Raw genomic sequence first — 4,263 nt, forward strand, 5'->3', positions numbered from 1 at the left:
TGAAAACATTTTGATGATGCAAAACCTAGATAAACTGACGGCTCTCGGCTATCCAGTACTTTTAGGCACATCAAAAAAAACGATGATAGGACAGGCACTGAATCTTCCGGTGAAGGAAAGAATGGAAGGGACTGGCGCAACCGTATGCTATGGTATCCAAAAGGGATGTCAAATCATTCGTATCCATGATGTTAAGGAAATGAGCAGAATGGCAAAAATGATGGATGTTCTAATGGGGAAGGGTGTTAAGCTTGGATAAAATTTTTGTAAACCAAATGGAATTCTACGGGTATCATGGTGTCTTTCCTGAGGAAACCAAACTTGGGCAGCGGTTTATCGTAGATTTAATGGTTCTTGTAGATTTAAAAAAAGCTGGAGAAACAGATGAACTAGAGTTTTCAGTAAGTTATGCTGATTTATTTTTGGTATGTAAGGAGATTGTCGAGGGAAAACCGTTTAAGCTAGTGGAAGCTGTTGCTGAAAACATTGCAAAAACCGTTTTGGAGCAATTCCCACTTGTTACTGAAGCGACTGTAAAAGTAATCAAACCAGATCCGCCCATTCCTGGTCATTATCAATCTGTTGCCGTAGAAATTACAAGGGGGAGATAAAAATGGAAAATACAGCATTTATTGCCCTTGGATCGAACATCGAAAACAGGTATGATTATTTATTAAAGGCAATTGATAAATTAGCAAATCATTCAAATATTGAATTGGTAAATTGCTCCTCTGTATATGAAACAGATCCTGTCGGGTATGAGGATCAAGATTTATTTTTAAATATGGTGATTGAAATCATAACATCATTCAATGCTCAAGAACTACTCGATTACTGCCTAAAAGTTGAATTAGACCTTGGTAGAAAAAGGGAAATTTTTTGGGGGCCAAGAACAATTGACCTTGACATTCTTCTTTATAACCAAGAAAATATTGAAACAGAAACACTTATTGTTCCGCATCCAAGGATGCTAGAGCGGGAATTTGTCATGATTCCTTTGTCAGAGATAAAACCTGACCTAATACCTCCAAATATAGAAAGACCACTCGCAGCATGGATTAATGAATTACCTAACAAAGAAGGAGTCCGGATATGGAAGCGGAAAAATGGGGAAGACGTATTCGAGCCTATCGGAAGCTAAAAGGTTACACACAGGAGAGCTTCGCGAAGGTACTTGGTGTATCAGTGTCAATAATCGGAGAGATTGAAAGAGGTAATCGCCTGCCTACAGGGGAATTACTTAAGAAGATTGGTTCAACTTTAAATATAAGCTTGGAAGAATTATCACCAAATGAATAGAACGGGAGGTATTGTTGTATGTTGAAAATCGGCGATATTGAAATGAAAAATCAAGTCGTTTTGGCACCGATGGCTGGTGTTTGTAACTCTGCCTTCCGTTTAACAGTTAAGGAATTTGGAGCTGGTTTAGTTTGTGCAGAAATGGTCAGTGATAAAGGGATCGTTTTAAAAAATGAGAAAACGCTAAATATGCTTTACATTGACGAACGTGAGAAGCCGTTAAGCCTGCAAATTTTTGGAGGTGAAAAGAAAAACCTTGTTAAAGCAGCACAATTTGTAGATAAAAATACGAACGCAGATATTATTGATATCAATATGGGATGTCCTGTTCCGAAAATTACTAAGTGTGATGCGGGAGCAAAATGGCTGTTAGACCCGGATAAGATATACGAGATGGTATCAGCTGTTGTTGAAGCTGTTGATAAACCAGTAACAGTGAAAATGCGAATGGGCTGGGATGAACAGCATATTTTTGCTATCAAAAATGCTCAGGCTGTTGAAAGAGCTGGCGGTCAGGCGGTTGCACTTCATGGACGTACTCGCGTTCAGATGTATGAAGGAACAGCAAACTGGGACATTATTAAAGAAGTAAAACAGAACCTAAACATCCCGCTTATTGGCAATGGCGATGTTCAAACACCTCAGGATGCAAAAAGAATGTTAGAAGAAACAGGCTGCGATGGAGTTATGATTGGCAGAGCTGCGTTGGGAGATCCGTGGATGATTTATCGAACAGTTCAATTCCTCCAAACAGGCAAACTAATGGGAGAACCATCCATTCGTGAAAAAGTCGATGTATGTACTTTACACTTAGACCGTTTAATTGCCCTGAAAAATGAGAATATAGCAGTTAAAGAAATGCGCAAACATGCTGCATGGTATCTAAAAGGTGTAAAAGGGAATGCAAAAGTAAGAAATGCAATTAATGAATGTAATAACCGTGATGATATGGTTGCCTTATTAAATGACATGGTTGTTGAAATAGAAGAGAAGGAAAGTCAAGTAATAGTAGGTTAAAGTTGACTTTACTAACATGCTTTTCTATAATGTTTTTGTTTAATGAGCACTGCCAGTAAAACAACTGGCAGTTTTCTTTTATATTTTGATGTCTGAATTGTCGAGATTGTGTAAAATAATAAAGTATGCATAAAAGTGATTGAGTTAAGGGATTAAATCTAGTCTACATAATAAGAAGTAATTGGAGTTGATTAGCGTGAGTCATGAAGAATTAAATGACCAACTGAGGGTCAGACGAGAGAAAATGAATAAGATGCGCGAAAATGGACTGGATCCGTTTGGGAAACGTTTTGAACGAACTCATAGTATCAATGAGTTAATAGAGCAGTATGGCGAATTAGAGAAAGAAGACCTTGAGTCAAAAAATGTTGAAGTAACTCTTGCAGGCCGGATCATGACTAAACGTGGAAAAGGTAAAGCGGGATTTGCAAATATTCAGGATCTCACTGGGCAATTACAAGTATACGTTAGAGTTGATGCAATTGGTGCAGAGGCATATGATATATTTGATTCTGCAGATCTAGGAGATATCATTGGCGTTAAGGGAGCTCTTTTTAAAACAAAGGTTGGCGAGCTTTCTGTTAAGGTTAAAGAGTTTGAGTTTTTGACAAAAGCATTGCGTCCGTTACCTGATAAATTCCACGGACTTAAAGACGTGGAGCAGCGGTACCGTCAGCGTTACTTAGATTTAATCGTCAGCCAAGACAGCAGAGAGACTTTTATTACGCGAAGTAAAATTATTCAATCTATGCGCCGTTATCTTGATAATCATGGGTATTTAGAGGTTGAAACTCCGATGATGCATTCGATTGCCGGTGGTGCGTCAGCAAGACCGTTTATTACTCACCACAATGCACTTGATATGGAACTATACATGCGGATTGCTATTGAACTCCACTTGAAGCGTCTGATTGTGGGTGGACTTGAAAAGGTTTATGAAATTGGTCGAGTATTTCGTAACGAGGGTGTTTCTACTCGCCACAACCCAGAGTTTACAATGATTGAACTATATGAGGCATATGCAGATTATCAGGATATTATGAGTCTAACTGAAAACTTAATTGCGCACATTGCGCAAGAAGTATTAGGAACCACTACGATTCAATACGGAGAGTATGAAGTAAACCTTAAGCCTGAATGGAAAAGGCTGCACATGGTTGACGCCATAAAAGAATATACTGGAGCAGACTTCTGGAAACCAACGAGTGTGGAAGAAGCACGCGCAATTGCTAAAGAACATGGTGTAGAAATAACTGAACATATGCTTTATGGCCACATCGTTAATGAATTCTTTGAGCAAAAGGTTGAAGAAAAGTTAATCCAGCCTACTTTTATTTATGGCCATCCGGTTGAAATCTCTCCGCTTGCTAAGAAAAATGAAGAGGATCCAAGATTTACAGATCGTTTCGAGTTATTTATTGTTGCTCGTGAACACGCTAATGCTTTTACTGAGTTAAATGATCCGATTGATCAAAGGGAGCGTTTTGAGGCACAATTAAAAGAGCGTGAACAGGGAAATGATGAAGCGCATGAAATGGACGAGGATTTTGTAGAAGCATTGGAATATGGTATGCCGCCAACAGGAGGCCTTGGAATTGGAATTGACCGTATAGTAATGCTGTTAACCAATTCACCTTCAATCCGTGATGTATTATTATTCCCGTTAATGCGCCATCGGTAATACTATTTAAAAAAGCACTGGGTAACTGGTGCTTTTTTGTTTATATAAAAAGATATTTGAAAATTGTTATTTCAATATATTAGACAAATATGTTAAAAAAGCTATTGCGCGGAGGAAACAATGGTGGTATATTAATATCTGTTGTTACGAAACAACACGCTTTTGAAAAAAAGAATTGAAAAAAGTTATTGACTTCCGGTTAATAACTTGGTAATATTAAAAAGTCGCTTTTGGGCGACGGAGTAAAATTGATCCTTGAAAACTAA

General features: G+C 38.1%; 6 protein-coding genes. All 6 read left to right on the plus strand.

What is annotated here, in order from left to right:
- Nucleotides 1–259: dihydropteroate synthase (locus tag V7124_RS22965; RefSeq protein ID WP_335493778.1), on the plus strand; the 259-nt coding region annotated here is incomplete at its 5' end.
- Nucleotides 252–611, plus strand: coding sequence for a dihydroneopterin aldolase (folB, locus tag V7124_RS22970; protein ID WP_335493780.1), 360 nt, complete (start codon nucleotides 252–254; stop codon nucleotides 609–611). The genes V7124_RS22965 and folB, both read left to right, overlap by 8 nt.
- A 2-nt stretch (nucleotides 612–613) precedes the next feature.
- Nucleotides 614–1,141 (plus strand): 2-amino-4-hydroxy-6-hydroxymethyldihydropteridine diphosphokinase, encoded by a 528-nt coding sequence (folK, locus tag V7124_RS22975; protein ID WP_335493783.1) that lies wholly within the window; start codon nucleotides 614–616, stop codon nucleotides 1,139–1,141.
- Nucleotides 1,093–1,299: a helix-turn-helix domain-containing protein gene (locus V7124_RS22980; RefSeq protein WP_335415607.1), complete on the plus strand. Its 207-nt coding sequence runs from the start codon at nucleotides 1,093–1,095 to the stop codon at nucleotides 1,297–1,299. Before folK ends, V7124_RS22980 begins: the two co-directional genes overlap by 49 nt.
- An 18-nt stretch (nucleotides 1,300–1,317) precedes the next feature.
- Nucleotides 1,318–2,316, plus strand: a complete 999-nt coding sequence (dusB, locus tag V7124_RS22985) for a tRNA dihydrouridine synthase DusB (protein ID WP_335493786.1) — start codon at nucleotides 1,318–1,320, stop codon at nucleotides 2,314–2,316.
- 196 nt (nucleotides 2,317–2,512) lie between these two features.
- Nucleotides 2,513–3,997 (plus strand): lysine--tRNA ligase, encoded by a 1,485-nt coding sequence (lysS, locus tag V7124_RS22990; RefSeq protein ID WP_335493789.1) that lies wholly within the window; start codon nucleotides 2,513–2,515, stop codon nucleotides 3,995–3,997.
- Nucleotides 3,998–4,263 lie beyond the last annotated feature (266 nt).

The organism is Neobacillus niacini, from assembly GCF_036961885.1.
Classification (GTDB): Bacteria; Bacillota; Bacilli; order Bacillales; family Cytobacillaceae; genus Neobacillus; species Neobacillus niacini_H.